This is a genomic window from Streptomyces sp. NPDC006602 (assembly GCF_042870385.1).
Lineage (GTDB): Bacteria > Actinomycetota > Actinomycetes > Streptomycetales > Streptomycetaceae > Streptomyces.
This window is the reverse complement of the sequence record NZ_JBIAHG010000007.1, coordinates 70837-87782: the sequence shown is the minus strand read 5'-3', so window position 1 is coordinate 87782 and position 16946 is coordinate 70837. Positions and strand designations below refer to the sequence as shown.

Genomic DNA, 16946 nt, shown 5'->3' with positions numbered 1-16946 from the left:
CGTTCAGGGCGAACGGGTGTGGGGGCGGAGCCCCCAGCTGCGGCGGCAACCTCAGACGAGGTTCACCGCACGCGCCGACGTCGCGCCGATCTCCGCCTCGACCTCGGCCAGAACCCCGGCCGGCACCGTGTCGTCCACGGTCAGCACGGCCAGCGCCTCGCCGCCCGCCACCGCACGCGACACCTGCATGCCGGCGATGTTGATGCCGGCCTCGCCGAAGACACGGCCGACGGTGCCGACGACGCCCGGACGGTCCTCGTACCGCAGAACGACCATGTGGTCGGCGAGCGCCAGGTCCACGTCGTACTCGCCGACCGCGACGAGCTTCTGCAGGTGCTTGGGGCCGGCCAGCGTGCCGGAGACCGCGACCTCCTCGCCGCTGCCGAGCGTGCCGCGCACGGTCACCACGTTGCGGTGGTCGGCCGACTCGGAGCTGGTCGTCAGGCGCACCTCGACACCGCGCTCCTGCGCGAACAGCGGGGCGTTGACGTACGACACCGTCTCGTCGACGACGTCCTCGAAGACACCCTTGAGGGCGCTGAGCTCCAGCACCTTCACGTCGTGCTGGGTGATCTCGCCGTACACCTCGACGTCGAGGCGGACGGCGACCTCACCGGCGAGCGCCGTGAAGATACGGCCGAGGCGCTCGGCGAGAGGCAGGCCAGGCTTGACGTCCTCGGCGATGACACCGCCCTGGACGTTCACCGCGTCCGGGACCAGCTCGCCGGCGAGGGCCAGGCGCACCGACCTGGCGACGGCGATTCCGGCCTTCTCCTGCGCCTCGTCGGTGGAGGCGCCGAGGTGCGGGGTGCAGACGACCTGGTCGAGCTCGAACAGCGGCGAGTCCGTGCACGGCTCCTTCGCGTACACGTCCAGGCCGGCGCCGGCGACGCGGCCCTCCTTGAGCGCCGAGTACAGCGCCTCCTCGTCGACGATCCCGCCGCGCGCGGCGTTCACGATGCGCACCGACGGCTTGACCTTGTGCAGCGCCTCGTCGCCGATGAGACCAAGGGTCTCGGGGGTCTTCGGCAGGTGCACGGTGATGAAGTCGGCGACCTCGAGCAGCTCGTCCAGCGACAGCACCTTGACGCCCATCTGCGCGGCCCGTGCGGGCTGCACGTAGGGGTCGTAGGCGACGACCTTCATGCCGAAGGCCGACATCCGCTGGGCGACGAGCGCGCCGATACGGCCCAGGCCCACGACACCGAGGGTCTTCTCCGCGAGCTCGACACCCGTGTACTTGCTGCGCTTCCACTCGCCGTTCTTCAGCGCGGTGTTGGCCTGCGGAATGTGGCGCGCGGTGGCGAGCAGCAGGCCGCAGGCCAGCTCGGCGGCGGTCACGATGTTCGAGGTGGGGGCGTTGACGACCATCACGCCGGCCTTGGTGGCGGCGGAGACGTCGACGTTGTCCAGGCCGACGCCGGCTCGTGCGACGACCTTCAGCTTGTTCGCGGCGGCGATGGCCTCGGCGTCGACCTTGGTGGCCGACCGGATCAGGATCGCGTCGACGTCGGCGATGGCGGGCAGCAGCTCGGCCCGGTCCGCGCCGTTGACGTGCCGGATCTCGAAGTCCGGGCCCAGGGCGTCGACGGTCGCGGGCGACAGCTCTTCAGCGATGAGTACGACAGGTTTCGAGCTCACGTGAGTCCTCACAGGTCCAATGCGGACGGCCGTCCCGACGGCCGCAGGCGGTGGAGGGTAGCCGCGTGGAAGACGCACGACGCTGTGGGCCCGACGCGTTTGTAATGCAGCAGTCTAGTGCCGCGACGGAGGTCATCTTGCGCCTCCACTGAAGGATCACTCGTCCGTGGCTGGACGCCGTGGACAAGCGGTTACCGGTGGTTCGGCGGCGGGGCCGCGGCGCATCGCACCGCGGCCCCGCCCCTACGGCTTACGCCTCGTCGTCGTTCACCCACGACATGAGCTTGCGCAGCTCCTTGCCGGTGGTCTCCAGCAGGGACTCGGCGTCCTGCTGCTTGTACTCGTTGTACTTCTTCAGACCGCCGTGGTACTCGGCCATCCACTCACGGGCGAAGGTGCCGTCCTGGATCTCGGCGAGGACCTTCTTCATCTCGGCCTTGGTGGCGTCCGTGATGATCCGCGGGCCGGTGACGTAGTCGCCCCACTCGGCGGTCTCGGAGACCGACCAGCGCATCTTGTCCAGGCCGCCCTCGTACATGAGGTCCACGATCAGCTTCAGCTCGTGCAGGCACTCGAAGTAAGCGATCTCCGGCTGGTAGCCCGCCTCGGTCAGCGTCTCGAAACCGGCCTTGACCAGCGCCGCGGTACCACCGCACAGGACGACCTGCTCACCGAACAGGTCGGTCTCGGTCTCCTCGGTGAAGGTCGTCTTGATGACGCCGGCGCGGGTGCCGCCGATGCCCTTGGCGTACGAGAGGGCCAGCGCGAAGGCGCTGCCGGTCGCGTCCTGCTCGACGGCCGCGATACACGGAACGCCGCGGCCCTCCTCGTACTGGCGGCGCACCAGGTGGCCCGGGCCCTTGGGGGCGACCATGCAGACGTCGATGCCGGCCGGCGGCTTGATGAAGTCGAAGCGGATGTTCAGGCCGTGGCCGAAGAAGAGGGCGTCGCCGTCCTTGAGGTTGTCCTTGATGGACTCCTCGTAGACCTGGGCCTGGATCGGGTCCGGGACGAGGATCATGATGACGTCGGCCTCGGCGGCGGCCTCGGCCGGGGTCACCACGCGCAGGCCCTGCTCCTCGGCCTTCGCCTTGGACTTGGAGCCCTCGTGCAGACCGACACGCACGTCGACACCCGAGTCACGGAGCGACAGCGCGTGGGCGTGGCCCTGGCTGCCGTAACCGATGACCGCGACCTTGCGGCCCTGGATGATGGACAGGTCGGCGTCGGCGTCGTAGAACAGCTCGGCCACTTTGGGTTCTCTCCTTGTGTGCAGGTGTTGCGTCCCACCGTATGACGGCGGGCGGAAGTGAAGTTTCGGGGTCTCGGTATACGGGCGGTCGGTGGTCGCCGACCGCCCGTTCCCTCTTCTTAGGCGGACCGGTCCAGGGCGCGCAGCGACCGGTCGGTGATCGAACGCGAACCGCGGCCGATCGCGATCGTGCCGGACTGGACGAGCTCCTTGATGCCGTACGGCTCCAGCATCTTCAGCATCGCGGACAGCTTGTCGCTGCTGCCGGTGGCCTCGATGGTGACGGCCTCCGGGGAGACGTCGACCGTCTTGGCGCGGAACAGCTGGACGATCTCGACGATCTGGGAGCGCGTCTCGTTGTCGGCGCGCACCTTCACCAGAACGAGTTCCCGCTGAACGGCGGATCCCGCCTCCAGTTCGACGATCTTCAGCACGTTGACGAGCTTGTTGAGCTGCTTGGTGACCTGCTCGAGCGGCAGTTCCTCGATCACGTTCACCACGATGGTGATCCGGGAGATCTCGGGGTGCTCGGTGACGCCGACGGCGAGCGAGTCGATGTTGAAGCCGCGGCGGGAGAACAGGGCGGCGATCCGGGCGAGGATGCCGGGCGTGTTCTCCACCAGGACGGAGAGCGTGTGCTTGGACATGTCTCTTGGTCTTCCTCGCTCAGTCGTCTTCGTTGTCGCCGAAGTCGGGGCGGACGTCCCGAGCGGCCATGATCTCGTCGTTCGAGGTGCCGGCGGCGACCATCGGCCACACCATCGCGTCCTCGTGGACGATGAAGTCCACGACGACCGGGCGGTCGTTGATGGAGTTCGCCTCTTCGATGACCTTGTCGAGGTCGTCCGGGGACTCGCAGCGGATCGCGTAGCAGCCCATGGCCTCCGACAGCTTCACGAAGTCGGGGACGCGGGTGCCGGCGCTCGGCTGCTTGCCGTCCGCCTCCGGGCCGCTGTGCAGCACGGTGTTGGAGTACCTCTGGTTGTAGAAGAGGGTCTGCCACTGGCGGACCATCCCGAGGGCGCCGTTGTTGATGATGGCGACCTTGATCGGGATGTTGTTCAGGGCGCAGGTGGTCAGCTCCTGATTGGTCATCTGGAAGCAGCCGTCGCCGTCGATCGCCCAGACCGTGTGGTCCGGGGCTCCCGCCTTGGCGCCCATCGCGGCCGGCACCGCGTAGCCCATCGTCCCGGCGCCGCCCGAGTTCAGCCAGGTCGCCGGCTTCTCGTACTGGACGTAGTGCGCGGCCCACATCTGGTGCTGGCCCACGCCCGCGGCGAAGATCGTGCCGTCGGGGGCGAGTTGGCCGATCCGCTCGATGACCTGCTGCGGGGACAGCGAGCCGTTGTCGGGCTGGTCGTAGCCCAGCGGGTACGTCTCTCGCCAGCGGTTGAGGTCCTTCCACCAGGCGCTGTAGTCGCCCTGGTGACCCTCGCTGTGCTCCTTCTGGACGGCCTGGACCAGGTCCGCGATGACCTCGCGGGCGTCCCCGACGATCGGCACGTCGGCGGCGCGGTTCTTGCCGATCTCCGCCGGGTCGATGTCGGCGTGGACGATCTTGGCGTGCGGGGCGAAGCTGTCCAGCTTGCCGGTGACGCGGTCGTCGAAGCGGGCTCCGAGGGCGACGATCAGGTCGGCCTTCTGCAGCGCGGTGACGGCGGTGACCGCACCGTGCATGCCCGGCATTCCCACGTGCAGCGGGTGGCTGTCGGGGAATGCGCCGAGCGCCATCAGGGTGGTGGTGACGGGCGCTCCGGTGAGTTCTGCGAGGACCTTCAGTTCGGCGGTGGCATTGGCCTTCAGCACGCCGCCGCCGACGTACAGCACGGGCCGCTTGGCGGCGGTGATCAGCTTGGCGGCTTCACGGATCTGCTTGGCGTGCGGCTTGGTCACCGGCCGGTAGCCGGGCAGGTCCATGACCGGCGGCCAGGAGAAGGTCGTCCGCGCCTGGAGGGCGTCCTTGGCGATGTCGACCAGGACCGGGCCCGGGCGGCCGGTGGAGGCGATGTGGAACGCCTGGGCGATCACCCGCGGGATGTCCTCGGCCTTGGTGACCAGGAAGTTGTGCTTGGTGATCGGCATGGTGATGCCGACGATGTCCGCCTCCTGGAAGGCGTCCGTACCGATCGACGCGGAGGCGACCTGGCCGGTGATCGCGACCATCGGCACGGAGTCCATGTGGGCGTTGGCGATCGGCGTGACCAGGTTGGTCGCGCCGGGGCCGGACGTCGCCATGCAGACCCCGACCTTGCCGGTGGCCAGGGCGTAGCCCTCGGCCGCGTGGCCGGCGCCCTGCTCGTGCCGGACCAGAACGTGGCGCACGCGGGTGGAGTCCATCAGCGGGTCGTACGCCGGGAGGATCGCACCGCCGGGAATCCCGAATACCGTCTCGGCGCCGACCTCCTCGAGAGAGCGGATGAGGGACTGCGCTCCCGTGACGTGCTCGGGCGCGGACTGGTGTCCTCCGGAACGGGGCCGCGGCTGCGGATGATGGGCCCCGGTGGCCTGCTCGGTCATCGGCATTCTCTTCTCGATGCTGAGGGTTTTTGCGAAGTTCGTGCGGTGTACGGCATTTGTACGACTGGTCCCTGTGCAACAAAAAACCCCTCGTGCCGTGAGGCAAGCGAGGGGAGCGCGCCGGGTGCGGTCGCTGGGAGTTCCGGGTCCGTCCGGAGGTCACCAGCGTCAGCCGACGCGCTTTCCAAGTACGAGAATTCGGGTGCGCATGGCACAGACCCTCCCCCCGGTGCACACTCACTGTCAAGTGGGTGGGACGGGAGTCTCATCATGTGAGCGCAGGGCCGTTCCGCCGCCGAGAACCGCGGGCACACCACTGGTGAAAACGCCCGCGCCCCTTTCCATGGTTCGTTCACCTCCGGGGCGCCCCTGCGGCTCTCTCACGCCGGCCGCGAACGCCGACTCCGCAGGTCCGTGCGGCACCGGGCAGTGGCCGGATCCGAGCGCTCTGCGCAGCCGGTGCTCGTCCAGCGGGCCGGAGAACGCCATGCCCTGGCCGTGCGTGCACCCCATCGCGCGCAGCGCCACGACCTGCTCGGGCAGGTCGACGCCGTCGGCCACGGACTGCAGCCCGAGATCGCCACCGATACGGAGCAGCCCACTGGTGATCTTGTGCAGCCGGGCGGACTCGACGACCCCCTCGACCAGACCGCGGTCGAGCTTCAGTACGTCGACGGGGAGCCTGCGCAGGGCCGTGATGGCCGCGTAACCGCTCCCGAAGCCGTCCAGGGCGATCCGGACGCCGAGCCTGCGCAAGGCGCTCAGGCGGCGTTCCAGCTCGTCCAGCGGGACCCGGGGGTCGATGTCGGACAGCTCGATCACCAGCGAGCCGGACGGCAGCCCGTGCCGGGTCAGCAGGGCCTCGATCGAGCCGAGCGGCATCGAGCGGTCCAGCATCCGGCGCGCGCCCATCCGGACCGCGACCGGCACGGCCAGGCCGTTCCTGGCGCGCTCGGCTGCCTGTTCCACGGCCTCGTCGAGCACCCAGCGCCCCAGCTCGGCCGCCTTGTCGCTGTCCTCGGCCACTCGCAGGAACTCGGCGGGCGTGAACAGCACGCCCTGCGAGGAGCGCCAGCGCGCCTGGGCGGCGACCGACGTGATCCGGCCGTCCTCCAGGCACACCACGGGTTGGTGCAGCAGGGTGAACTCACCGTCGTTCAGTGCGGCACGCAGGCGCGTGGCCAGCTCCGCCTTGCGTACGACGTCCTGCTGCATCTGTGGGGCGTACAGCTCGACGCGGCCCTTGCCGCCCGCCTTGGCGCGGTACATGGCCAGGTCGGCGTTGCGCAGGATCTCTCCCGCGCCGAGGCCCGGCTCGGCGAAGGCGACGCCGATGGAGGCGTTGACGCGGACGTCATTGCCGTCGATGAGGTAGGGCTGGGAGAGCGTGATCCTGAGGCGGTCGGCGAGCTCCAGGATCTGTCGCTCCCGGGCGGAACGGTCCCGGGCGCCGTCCCCGACGATCAGGGCCGCGAACTCGTCGCCGCCCAGCCGGGAGGCGGTGTCCCCCTGCCGGACGGCGTCCTGGAGTCTGCGGGCGGCCTGGACGAGCAGTTCGTCCCCGGCCTGGTGCCCGATCGTGTCGTTGACCGCCTTGAAGCCGTCGAGGTCGATGAAGAGGACCGCCGTGCCGCGAAGGGCGGCTCCGCGGTCGGTGGAGCGGCGGCCGGACAGGGCCTGCTGGACCCGCCGGGTGAACAGGGCGCGGTTGGGCAGGTCGGTCAGCGGGTCGTGCTCGGCGTTGTGCTGGAGCTGCGCCTGCAGACGCACCCTTTCGGTCACGTCCCGGCTGTTGAAGATGAGGCCGCCGTGGTGTCGGTTGACGGTGGACTCCACGTTGAGCCAGCCGCCGTCGCCGGAGCGGAACCGGCATTCGATGCGCGTGGTGGGTTCCTCCGACGGGCTGGCGGCGAGGAAGCGGCGCACCTCGTGCACGACGCAGCCCAGGTCCTCCGGGTGAATGAGACCGGCCAGTTCGGTTCCCACCAGTTCCTCCGCGGGGCGTCCGTAGACGCCGGCGGCGGCCGGGGAGACGTACCGGAGAATGCCGTTCGGTGCGGCGATCATGATGACGTCGCTGGAGCCCTGCACCAGGGAGCGGAAGTGGTTCTCCTTCTGCGCCAGCTCCTGGGTGAGGGTGATGTTGTCGAGCAGCATGATGCCCTGGCGGACCACGAGGGCGAGCACTACGGTGCCGCCGGTGAGGAGCACCACGCGGTCGACGCTACGGCCGCTCAGGACGTTGTAGAGGATCCCGAGCGTGCAGACCGCGGCGGCGAGGTAGGGCGTGAGGGCGGCCAGTGAACCGGCGATGGGCCGGGCGGCCGGATACCGGCTGTGATCACCTCCCTGAGCGGGGCTCGCGGGCGGGTGGTGCGGGCCGGTGCGCTGTCCGGGCAGGTATTCACGCACCACGCGCGTGTGCACGTCCGTACGGCGCCGGACCGGGTGCCGGCGTACGGTGTCCGCCTCTGCGTGCCGGGGGGTGGCCCAGGGGGCGTAGGCGAGCAGCAGCGAGCCGGCGAACCAGCCCGCGTCGAGCAGCTGCCCGGAGCGGTAGGTGTGGTGCAACAGCGGTGAGGTGAACAGGGCGTCGCACATCACGGTCAGCGCGAGCGCGCCGATCGCGGTGTTGATCGCCGTACGGTTCACCGCCGAGCGCCGGAAGTGCAAAGCCAGCACCATGCTGATCAGGGCGATGTCGAGCAGCGGGTACGCGAGCGACAGCGCGGTGTGCGCCACGCTGGACCCCTCGGACTTGGCCGCCTGGGCGAGGGCAAGGCTCCAGGAGAGCGTGAGCAGCGAGCCGCCGATCAGCCATGCGTCCAGGCCCAGGCAGACCCAACCCGCCTTGGTCACCGGCCGCTTGGCGAGCACCAGCAGTCCGACGATCGCGGGCGGCGCGAAGCACAGGAAGAACAGGTCGGCGTAGCTGGGGCTGGGCACGGGTCGCTCCAGGACGACCTCGTACCACCCCCAGATCAGGTTGCCCACGGCCGCCATCGCCGAGGAGAGGGCGAAGAGCAGCCACGCGGGTCGAAAGCGGATGCGGCGGTTGCGGGCGTAGAGGAAGCAGGACACGGCTGCGGCGCCGGCTGCGGCGCTCAGCCCGAAGTCGCCCATGATCAGCGCGACTTGACGTGACCTCCAGCCGAGCGCGGAACCGACGGCGTATCCCGCGCACACCAGGGCCAGGACGAGTTGGTGGACCAGGCTCGACGCGCCGCCGAGGGCCGGTGGGCGGGTCGGCGTCACTCCCGGCGCGGGCCGTGCCCGCAGCGCCCCGTCAAGGGTGGTCGTGGAAGGCGGGGGCGAACTCACCGGGCCCTCCCGGTCCGCGCCGCTCCAGGGTCCCTCGGGTCCCGGTGCGCTGGGTGCGCATGCCTCCTGCGGCTGGTGTGCCTGCGGGGGTGATGGCTCTGATGGCCGTCGTGCTGTCCGTGGTGACATCCGTGGCCGCCGTGGTGGCCGCGTCTGCGCGCAGCCGTGTGCCAGGGTCGCCGTCGGCGGCCCCGCCGCGTCGGATCGCTCGTCCATAGGCCGTGCATTGCCCGTCGCCCCCCTCACAGTCTGAAATGTCCATCCCCGGCGCCGAACGGTGCGCGGCGCAGCCCCTGTCGGGACGATACACCAGTCTCGTCACTCAGGGACATAGTTCCTCTACGCTCCGTGACGACCAGCGGAGATGTGAGTACTTAGCGCGTCCGGAGGGTTGCGGAGGGTGCCGGAAACGGATTACGCGCCTGTTGCACCCGGCGTGCGGGCCGGGCGCGCGCTGCTCATCTCGGGGGCGTCACACACCTGTTGGGCCTGTCGTAAGGACCACGTTGCGCAAAGGCTCCCGGTTCACGAATCGGTTCAACTGGTCCACCAGCAGTCGCTTGGCGCGGGGCAGGAACGCGGAGGTCGGTCCGCCGACGTGGGGGCTGATGAGCACGCCCGGCGCCTGCCACAGGGGGTGGCCCGGGGGCAGCGGTTCGGGGTCGGTGACATCGAGGGCGGCGGTGATACGGCCGCTCTCCAGCTCGGCGAGCAGCGCCTTGGTGTCGACGACCGGGCCGCGGGCCACGTTGACCAGCAGCGCGCCCTTCTTCATACGTCCGAGGAAGTCGGCGTTCACCAGGTGGCGGGTGGCTTCGGTGAGGGGCGTGGAGAGGACGACGACGTCCGCCTCGGGGAGCAGGGCGGGTAGTTCGGTGAGCGGATGCACCGGCCCGCGCGCCGTGGTGCGCTCGGAGCGCGCGACGCGCGCCACCCGCGCGACCTCGAAGGGAACGAGCCGGTCCTCGATCGCTGATCCGATTGATCCGTACCCCACGATGAGGACCGTCTTGTCCGCGAGCGCGGGCCGGAATCCGCCGCGCCACTCCCCCTTGTCCTGGGCCCGGACGAAGTCGGGCACACCGCGCAGCGAGGCGAGGATCAGGGTGAGAGTGAGCTCTGCGGTGCTGGCCTCGTGCACCCCGCGCGCGTTGCACAACCGCACGCCCGCGGGCAGGTACTTGAGGCCCGGCTCGATCGCGTCGGTGCCGGCCGACAACGTCTGCACGACCTGCACCGAGCTCATGCGGGGCACCGGCCGCAGTCCGACCTCGATGCGCTTCATGTAGGGGACGACGTAGTACGCACAGTCGGCCGGATCCGCGGGAAAGTCCTCAGCACCGTCCCAGAAGCGGTAGTTCGGGCCCTCGGGGAGCCCTTCGATGTCTTCCGGCGGGATGGGCAGCCACACGTCAGCAGTCATGGTCAGGAGGCTATGTCAGGCACTACCGACCGCAGAGGTTAGGTTGGGGGACCAGGACAGGGAGGGTCACGAGCAGGTGGAGCGCAGGACGATCGGCGCGGCGGCGCTCACGGTGGGTGCCGTCGGACTCGGCTGCATGCCGATGAGCTGGGCGTACAGCGGTTCGCGGCAGCGCGGCGACGAATCGGTCAGGGCCGTGCACAGGGCCCTGGACCTCGGCTCGACGCTCCTGGACACCGCCGACATGTACGGCCCGTTCACCAACGAGCTGCTGCTGGGGCGGGTGCTGAAGGAGCGGCGTCAGGACGCCTTCGTGTCGACCAAGGTCGGCCTGCTGGTGGGCGAGCAGCACATCGTGGCCAACGGCCGCCCCGGCTATGTGAAGAGGGCCTGCGACGCGTCGCTGCGGCGCCTGCAGACGGACGTCATCGACCTCTACCAGCTCCACCGGGCGGACCCCGAGGTGCCCGTCGAGGAGACCTGGGGCGCGATGGCGGAGCTCGTCCGGGCCGGAAAGGTACGGTCGTTGGGGCTGTGCGCGATGGGCGCGCGGGGCGGCCGCCGGTCCGGGGCCGGGCTGTACGACGCCACGATCCGGCAGTTGCGGCGGGTGCAGCAGGTCTTCCCGGTGAGCGCCGTACAGGCCGAGCTGTCGGTGTGGTCGCCGGAGGCGACTCAGGTGCTGCTGCCGTGGTGCGAGGCGCACGGCATCGGCTTCCTGGCGGCGATGCCGCTCGGCAACGGTTTCCTGACCGGCACGCTCACCCCCGGCGAGGGTTTCGAACCGGACGACGTACGTGCCCGCCACCCCCGCTTCACCGCGGAGATGATGGCCGCCAACCAGCCGATCGTGGTCGGCCTGCGCCGGGTGGCCCGCCGCCACGGCGAGGACGTCACTCCGGCCCAGGTGGCCCTGGCGTGGGTACTGGCGCAGGGCCACCACACGGTTCCGGTGCCCGGGACCAAACAGGAGCGCTGGGTGACGGACAACGCACGGGCGGCGACCCTGCGCCTGACGGCACAGGACCTGGCGGAGGTGGCGGAACTGCCGCGGGCGCAGGGATCCTGGGAGTAGAGGGTCCCAGGCCCGTGGCCCGGGCTCGGGGCCTTGGCTCGGGTGTGGGCTCGGGGTGTGGACTCGGGGTGTGGGCTCGGGGTGTGGGCTCGGGGTGTGGGCTCGGGGTCTTGGCATGCGGTCCGCCCATCGGGTTGCGGTGATCGGGAACCTGTGAGGCGCGAGCGGTGTATGACAAGTAGAACCTGCCGCGAGACCGCTCCGTCGAAGGGACCATGATCGTGCAACGTCGAGCTGTGTCGGCCGCGTTGGCCGCGACCGCGCTCGTGCTGACGGCCGGCTGCTCCTCCGACGGCGGAGGGGGATCGTCGGACGGCAGTGACAGCGCCGCACCGAGCAGTACGGCATCGAGGTCGTCGCCCACCGAACAGGCCGCCGAACAGACCCCTCCTGCCAAGGGCTCCGTCAAGGTGGTCCGCACCGTCACCGAGGGCCTGGACACCCCCTGGGGCCTCGCCCCGCTCCCGGCCGGCGACCTGCTGGTCTCCTCCCGCGACGAGGGCACGATCACACGGGTCGACGAGGAGACGGGCAGGAAGACCGAGCTGGGCGAGGTCCCGGGCGTCTCACCGGCCGGCGAGGGCGGCCTCATGGGCCTCGCGCTCTCCCCGGACTACGCCTCGGACCACATGGTCTACGCGTACTTCACCTCGGCCTCCGACAACCGCATCGTCCGCATGCTCTACGACGAGCAGAAGCCGTCCGGCGAGCAGCTGGGCGCGCCCGACACGATCTTCAAGGGCATCCCCAAGGGCTACATCCACAACGGCGGCCGGATCGCCTTCGGCCCCGACAAGATGCTGTACGCGGGCACGGGCGAGAGCGGGGACAGGGGCCTGTCCCAGGACACCAAGTCCCTGGGCGGCAAGATCCTGCGCCTGACCCCGGAGGGCGAACCGGCCCCGGGCAACCCGTTCCCGGACTCCCCGGTGTACTCGTACGGCCACCGCAATGTGCAGGGCCTGGCCTGGGACGACAAACAGCGTCTGTTCGCCGCCGAGTTCGGCCAGGACACCTGGGACGAGCTGAACGCGATCAAGCCGGGCGACAACTACGGCTGGCCGGAGGCCGAGGGCAAGTCGAGCGATTCCAAGTTCCACAACCCGATAGCCCAGTGGCGCACGGACGACGCTTCTCCGAGCGGGGTCGCCTACGCCGAGGGTTCCCTCTGGATGGCGGGCCTCAAGGGCCAGCGCCTGTGGCGGATCCCCCTGAAGGGCACGGAGGCCTCGGCGGACCCGCAGGCCTTCCTCGAAGGCGAGTACGGCCGGCTGCGCACCGTGGTCTCGGCGGGCGGCGACAAGCTGTGGCTGGTCACGAGCAACACGGACGGCCGGGGTGACCCGAAGGAGGGCGACGACCGGATCCTGGAGATACAGGTGATCTGACCGTCATTCCTCCGCAGCGGAGTCTTCCTCGTCCGGCTGCGGCGGGCGTACGACGACCTTCCCGGACGTGAGGTCTATGGGCCCGCGCCCGGGGTCGCCGTCGCCGACGTCCTCCCGGGTGAGCTCCAGCCGGTTCTGCTCGTCGCGGGTGTGTTTGCGGCCGGGGGCGAACAGTTCCTCGAAAGCGTTGAACACGGGGTCCCCCTCGGCCGGTGTCTCTTACAGCGTATGCCTCAGGGCGCCGTCCGCATCGTGGGCGTTTCGGACGGAAACAGTTCCAGCCGATGCGCCACCGCCGCGGCCTCGCCGCGGCCGGAGACGCCGAGCTTGGCCAGGATGTTCGAGACGTGGACGCTGGCCGTCTTCGGGGAGATGAAGAGTGCCTCGGCTATCTGGCGGTTGGTGCGGCCGGCGGAGACCAGGCGCAGGACGTCGCGTTCCCGGCCGGTGAGGCCGAGGGATTCGGCCGGGTCCGCGGAGGCGGGCGGCTGCTCCGGGGTCCGGTTCAGGGGGAGGCGGGCGCGTTGGGCGAGGAGTGTGACGGAGTGGGCGAGCGGGCGAGCGCCGAGGTGGGAGGCGACGGCGTGGGCGAGACGGAGGAGTTCCGTGGCACGGTCGCGGTCGTCGCCGCTCTCCCCCGACAGCAGCAGGGCCTCGGCCAGGCGGTGGCGGGTGCGGGCGAGGTCGTAGGGGCGTTCCAGACCCTCGAGGGCGGCGACCACCTCGGACCAGTCCGCCGGATCGGTGCGGCCCTCGGCGCGCAGCAGCTCGGCGCGGACCCAGCGTTCGTAGGCCTGCCAGACGGGGACATGGGTGGGCAGGGGCTTGGCCGCCGCGCGAATGCGTTCGAGGATCTCGGGGCGGCCGGGGTCGGCGGCGGACAGACCACGGGCGTCGGCCTCCGCGGCGGCCGCGCTGAGCAGCATCCGCCAGACGTAGCGCTGGGTGGCGGGCGGGAAGCCGGCGTCCATGGCGCGTACGAGTTCGGCGCGGGCGTCCAGGAGGCGGCCCTCGCCCGCGGCGATGCCGATCGCGATACGGACCAGGGGCAGTTCGTGCTGGGGTGCGCGGTCGTGGTTGCCGAAGTGCCTGCGGGCGGCGGCCAGATGGCTCGCGGCGGCGGCCAGGTCCCCTCGGGCAAGGGCGAGTTCGGCGCGGAGGGTGGCGTGGAAGCCACGGGGCTTCGCGCTCTGGCCGACGCGTTCGGCCTTGGTGCCCGCTTCGGCGGCGTCGTCCCAACGACCCAGGGAGTACAGGGTTTCGGCGAAGTTCCCCCAGATCCAGGCCTCGGAGTCCAGCAGGCCGAACTTCTGGGAGTAGGCGAGCCCCTCCTCCAGGATCGGCAGGGCTTCCTTGGAGCGACCGACGGATTCGAGGGCGTCGGGCAGGTTCACATAGGCGCGACCCGCGATGGTGGAGATGCCGTACTCGACCGTCCGCTGTTTGACCTCACGCATCTCGGCGAGCCCCGCCTCGACGTCCCCGGCCTCGACCATGAGGCCGCCGAGTGTGAGACGGGCGTTCATCTCGGTCTCGCGGACGCCGACCATGCGCGCGTACTCCACGGCGCGTTCGGCGGCCGTGAAGGCGTCAGGGCCGGGGGCGTGCACCATGGACCAGTTGGCGACGTTGGCGAGGACCTCGGCGTGCACCTCCGAGGGCGGCAGGCCGCGTACGAGGTCCTGGGCGGTGGCCAGTTCGGCCCAGCCGTCGCCGCGGGACTGCGACTGGACGAGGCGGGAGCGCTGCACCCAGAACCAGGCGGCGCGCAGCGGGTCGTCCTCGTCCTCCAGCAGCCGCAGTGCACGCTTGGTGATCATCAGGGCGCGTTCCCGTTCCGAGCACAGCCGTCCGGCGACCGCGGCCTCGGCCATCAGGTCGAGGTAGCGCAGCGGGGTGGTGGCCGGATCGCAGCCGCAGGGAGGATAGATCTCGGTGTAGTCGGCGGGGCGCAGCTTGGCGCGGACGTCCTCGGGGGTGGAGTCCCACAGCTCCATCGCCCGTTCCAGGAGCCGCAGTTGTTCGGAGTAGGCGTGCCGGCGGCGGGCGGTGACGGAGGCGTCGAGGACCGCGGGCAGGGCCTTGGCCGTGACGTGGGCGTGGTACCAGTAGCTGGCCAGGCGCATCACACGTTCGCCGGCGGGGACGAGCGTGGGGTCGGCCTCGAGGGCCTCGGCGTAGCGGCGGTTGAGGCGGGAGCGTTCGCCGGGCAGCAGGTCGTCGGCGACGGCCTCGCGGACCAGGGAGTGGCGGAAGCGGTAGCCGTCGCCGTCGGGTGCGGCAAGCAGGATGTTGGCGTTGACGGCGGCCCTGAGCGCCTCGATGAGGTCGTCCTCGGCGAGCCGGGCGACGGCGGCGAGCAGCCGGTACTCGACGGTGGAGCCGCCCTCGGCGACGATCCGGACCACCCGCTGGGCGCTCTCGGGCAGTCCCTCGACGCGGACCAGGAGGAGGTCGCGCAGGGAGTCGGTGAGGCCGGTGCAGGAGCCCTCATGGGCGGCGACGGCGAGTTCCTCGACGAAGAAGGCATTGCCGTCGGAGCGTTCGAAGATGTCGTCGACCTGGGCGGGGTCGGGTTCGTGGGCAAGGATGCCGGCTATCTGACGGCCGACCTCTGTGCGGTTGAAGCGGCCGAGTTCGATACGGCGGACCGTGCGCAGCCGGTCGAGTTCGGCGAGCAGGGGGCGAAGCGGATGGCGGCGGTGGATGTCGTCGGCGCGATAGGTGGCGAGGACGACGAGGCGGCCGGTGCGCAGGGTGCGGAACAGATAGGCGAGGAGGTGGCGGGTGGAGGCGTCGGCCCAGTGCAGGTCCTCGAGGGCGACGACCACCGTGCGGTCGGCGGCGACGCGCTCCAGGAGGCGGGCGGTGAGTTCGAAGAGGCGGGCCATGCCCTCCTCGTCGTGCCGGCCGGGGGCCACCTCGCCGAGTTCGGGCAGCAGCCGGGCGAGTTCCTCCTCCTGGCCGGCGGCCGCGGCGGCCAGTTCGTCGGGCAGTTCGCGGCGCAGAGCGCGCAGGGCGGTGGAGAAGGGGGCGAACGGCAGTCCGTCGGCGCCGATCTCGACGCAGCCGCCCAGTGCGACGACGGCTCCGCGTCGGCAGGCGGCGGTGGCGAACTCCTCGACGAGGCGGGTCTTGCCGACGCCGGCCTCGCCTCCGACCAGTAACGCCTGCGGCTCGCCCGCGGCAGCGCGGGCGAGCGCGTCGTTCAGCGTGTCCAGCTCATCGATGCGACCGACGAACACCGGACTGACGGACCTGGTCTCCACGGGCCTGAGCATCGCACGCGGGTCTGACAGAGCGGCACCCGTTTTTACGGGGAGGCCCTCCCCCGCCCCGGCGCTCACGCCGTGCGCGGGAACCGGTGCCTGCGGGGACGGCCGGTATGCACCTCGCCCTCGGCGGCGTGCTCCGCTGTCTCGCGGCGGGCGGCGCGGCGGCTGCGGACGGCCTCACGGGCCAGGCGCTCTTGCTCGGCCTTGCGGATCAGTTCGGCGGAACGGAGCTGGGAGATCTCGTACTCGTACATGGCGTGTCCCCTGTGTCCCTGGTGAGAGGTCGGTTTCGGCTTCGCTTGCTGCGATGTCTCAACCTTCGTCTCCCAGGTGGGTCGGCCACATCGGGAGAGTTCCGCATCTTCGGCGGCGGGCGGGGCCTTAGATGTGCGTGAGGGGCCTTAGGAGGGCCGTAAGACGTTCACGGCGTTCCTAAGACCCCTCGGGTCACGTGGTGTGTCAGCTTGCCGACGGCAGTCCCAGCAGGACGTCGGTGTACTTCAGGACGGCCAGGAGCAGGCCGATGACGCCGAGTGCGACACCGCCCCAGGCGACCGACTTGATCCACACGGCCTGCGGCTTGCCGGGCGTCCCGAAGGCGGGCCGGACCAGGACCACGGCACCGACGATCAGCGCGGCAAGGGCGAACAGGCCGCCCCACATCGCGGTGGTCTTCCAGGCGTCGCCGTACACCTCCTTGACCTGCGTGGCGACGCTCGCGGTGGACGAGGTCCCCAGCTGGCCGATGAGGGTCTCGCGGGCGGCGGCGACGGTGGAGATCCAGCCACCGGTGAGCGAGACGAGACCGAGCGCGGCAGAGACGACGGCACCGGCACCCTGTCCCACGCCCGTCGGACCCTCCGCCACGACCGGCTCGAACTCCTCATCCAGGTCGTCGGTGTCGGCGTCGACCTCGGCGTCGGCCTCGGTCTTCGTCGCCGCGTCGGTCTTGGTCAGGTCGGTCGCGCCCGTCTTCTCCTCGTCGGTCGTGGCCTCGGCACCCGTCTTGGCACCGGTCTCGTCAGCTGTCTTGGTTCCCATGTCCGGCACCGTA

Annotated in this window: 12 protein-coding genes; 2 read left to right on the top strand and 10 right to left on the bottom strand. The window is 70.6% G+C overall.

What is annotated here, in order from left to right; translation table 11 throughout:
* Positions 1–51 precede the first annotated feature (51 nt).
* The 6 genes from serA to ACFYO2_RS20195 all read right to left on the bottom strand — a co-directional run bounded on the left by serA (position 52) and on the right by ACFYO2_RS20195 (position 10154).
* Positions 52–1641: a phosphoglycerate dehydrogenase gene (gene serA, locus ACFYO2_RS20220; protein ID WP_388350599.1), complete on the bottom strand. Its 1590-nt coding sequence runs from the start codon at positions 1639–1641 to the stop codon at positions 52–54.
* 250 nt (positions 1642–1891) lie between these two features.
* Complete coding sequence (gene ilvC / locus ACFYO2_RS20215; RefSeq protein ID WP_388350598.1) at positions 1892–2893, bottom strand: ketol-acid reductoisomerase; 1002 nt, start codon at positions 2891–2893, stop codon at positions 1892–1894.
* A gap of 119 nt (positions 2894–3012) precedes the next feature.
* On the bottom strand, positions 3013–3540 hold the full coding sequence (gene ilvN, locus ACFYO2_RS20210; RefSeq protein WP_217234733.1) for an acetolactate synthase small subunit: 528 nt from the start codon (positions 3538–3540) through the stop codon (positions 3013–3015).
* A 19-nt stretch (positions 3541–3559) separates the two neighbouring features.
* Positions 3560–5416, bottom strand: coding sequence for an acetolactate synthase large subunit (locus ACFYO2_RS20205; protein WP_388350596.1), 1857 nt, complete (start codon positions 5414–5416; stop codon positions 3560–3562).
* A gap of 237 nt (positions 5417–5653) precedes the next feature.
* Positions 5654–8731 carry a putative bifunctional diguanylate cyclase/phosphodiesterase gene (locus ACFYO2_RS20200; protein WP_388350594.1) on the bottom strand — a complete coding sequence of 1026 codons (3078 nt, stop codon included), beginning with the start codon at positions 8729–8731 and terminating at the stop codon, positions 5654–5656.
* A gap of 472 nt (positions 8732–9203) precedes the next feature.
* The gene (locus ACFYO2_RS20195) at positions 9204–10154 is read right to left on the bottom strand and encodes a 2-hydroxyacid dehydrogenase (protein WP_388350588.1); all 951 of its coding nucleotides are present in this window, start codon (positions 10152–10154) and stop codon (positions 9204–9206) included.
* Between the two features lie 76 nt (positions 10155–10230).
* Here ACFYO2_RS20195 and ACFYO2_RS20190 point away from each other — a divergent pair, with 76 nt between their 5' ends.
* Both ACFYO2_RS20190 and ACFYO2_RS20185 read left to right on the top strand, forming a co-directional pair.
* Entirely contained in the window at positions 10231–11229 is a 999-nt protein-coding gene (locus ACFYO2_RS20190; protein WP_388350583.1) for an aldo/keto reductase, read from the top strand.
* 215 nt (positions 11230–11444) lie between these two features.
* Entirely contained in the window at positions 11445–12617 is a 1173-nt protein-coding gene (locus tag ACFYO2_RS20185) for a PQQ-dependent sugar dehydrogenase (RefSeq protein WP_388350582.1), read from the top strand.
* A 3-nt stretch (positions 12618–12620) separates the two neighbouring features.
* Here the strand turns inward: ACFYO2_RS20185 and ACFYO2_RS20180 are convergent, their stop codons facing one another.
* The 4 genes from ACFYO2_RS20180 to ACFYO2_RS20165 all read right to left on the bottom strand — a co-directional run bounded on the left by ACFYO2_RS20180 (position 12621) and on the right by ACFYO2_RS20165 (position 16933).
* Positions 12621–12812 (bottom strand): DUF6191 domain-containing protein, encoded by a 192-nt coding sequence (locus ACFYO2_RS20180; protein ID WP_388350579.1) that lies wholly within the window; start codon positions 12810–12812, stop codon positions 12621–12623.
* Positions 12813–12850: 38 nt separating this feature from the next.
* A complete protein-coding gene (locus ACFYO2_RS20175) occupies positions 12851–15898 on the bottom strand; it encodes an AAA family ATPase (protein WP_388350576.1) in 3048 nt (1015 codons plus the stop codon).
* Between the two features lie 62 nt (positions 15899–15960).
* Complete coding sequence (locus tag ACFYO2_RS20170) at positions 15961–16146, bottom strand: hypothetical protein (protein WP_388350574.1); 186 nt, start codon at positions 16144–16146, stop codon at positions 15961–15963.
* Between the two features lie 205 nt (positions 16147–16351).
* Positions 16352–16933: a hypothetical protein gene (locus tag ACFYO2_RS20165; protein ID WP_388350571.1), complete on the bottom strand. Its 582-nt coding sequence runs from the start codon at positions 16931–16933 to the stop codon at positions 16352–16354.
* Positions 16934–16946: the final 13 nt, after the last annotated feature.

What these genes read in the sequence shown, in the direction of transcription:
- ilvN (WP_217234733.1), bottom strand. Translation starts at nt 3,540, where the DNA reads ATGTCCAAGCACACGCTCTCCGTCCTGGTGGAGAACACGCCCGGCATC.
- ACFYO2_RS20205 (WP_388350596.1), bottom strand. Translation starts at nt 5,416, where the DNA reads ATGCCGATGACCGAGCAGGCCACCGGGGCCCATCATCCGCAGCCGCGG.
- ACFYO2_RS20195 (WP_388350588.1), bottom strand. Translation starts at nt 10,154, where the DNA reads ATGACTGCTGACGTGTGGCTGCCCATCCCGCCGGAAGACATCGAAGGG.
- ACFYO2_RS20185 (WP_388350582.1), top strand. Translation starts at nt 11,445, where the DNA reads ATGATCGTGCAACGTCGAGCTGTGTCGGCCGCGTTGGCCGCGACCGCG.
- ACFYO2_RS20175 (WP_388350576.1), bottom strand. Translation starts at nt 15,898, where the DNA reads ATGCTCAGGCCCGTGGAGACCAGGTCCGTCAGTCCGGTGTTCGTCGGT.
- ACFYO2_RS20170 (WP_388350574.1), bottom strand. Translation starts at nt 16,146, where the DNA reads ATGTACGAGTACGAGATCTCCCAGCTCCGTTCCGCCGAACTGATCCGC.
- ACFYO2_RS20165 (WP_388350571.1), bottom strand. Translation starts at nt 16,933, where the DNA reads ATGGGAACCAAGACAGCTGACGAGACCGGTGCCAAGACGGGTGCCGAG.